This is a genomic window from Halomicronema sp. CCY15110 (genome assembly GCF_016888165.1).
Classification (GTDB): Bacteria; Cyanobacteriota; Cyanobacteriia; order Phormidesmidales; family Phormidesmidaceae; genus Halomicronema.
Map to the genome: position 1 here is coordinate 1 of NZ_JACSWC010000210.1, position 848 is coordinate 848.

Annotated in this window: 1 pseudogene; it reads left to right on the top strand. The window is 57.8% G+C overall.

Annotated features, from left to right (window positions below):
• Window positions 1–848 (top strand): annotated as a pseudogene (locus JUK32_RS07395) (hypothetical protein); the annotation flags it as partial.

Below are 848 nucleotides of genomic sequence, written 5' to 3' on the forward strand. Positions count from 1 at the left end.
AACCGCAGCGATAAAGACAATCTCTACACCCACATCTTCAGGGCCGTCTACGCCACCATTGCCGCCCACTGGTTCTGCCCGCCGAACGTTCCGGAACATCAGTACAAGGCGGAAATTCAGGGCCATTTCACAATTACGCAGGACGGCAAGAAGCTGCCCAACTACGCCGCGCGATCGAATTACGACGACTATGCGATCGGTGACGGCCAGGGCAACCGGGATGGGCGATTGGGCCTCAAGTTAGGCCAACTGCCAGGGCTGGAGGTGATCGCCGTCTTTCGGGATGACCCAGTAGAGGAGGCTCAGCCCGAAGTCGATAAGAGCGACGAAGCAGCGGCAGAGAACAGTCCCACGGCAGCAGATACGACAGATACGGATGAAGCGATCGAAGTAGCAGAGGAAGAACCCCAGATGAGCCAGCCGCAGGATCGACCGATTAAACGCCCCCAGGTCTATGAAGCTGACTTAGACCGCTTGATGAACCTGATGGCCCAGGAAGGCAGGACAGGCACCCCAGCCGAACTCATCGGTGCCCTGTTGGATGGCTACGAAAGCCTCAAAGGAGAGCAACAGAGCCGACAGGCCGAAACTGTCGGAGAAGTGGCGCAAACCTTTAACTGGTTTACTCGCGAAATCGACACGCTCAGGCAACAGGTCAGTGATTTAGAGACTCGACCACAGCCGCCCCAGACTGAACAGTCAGATGTCCCCAGGATCGCTGACCTACAAGCGCAGGTGGGCCAGCTCAAGCGCGAGAATGAACAGCTCACAACCCAGCTTGAGGCGCTGCAATCGGAAAACGAGCAAGTCACGGCTCAGCTGCAAGAGACGCAGGCGCAGCTAGCGGG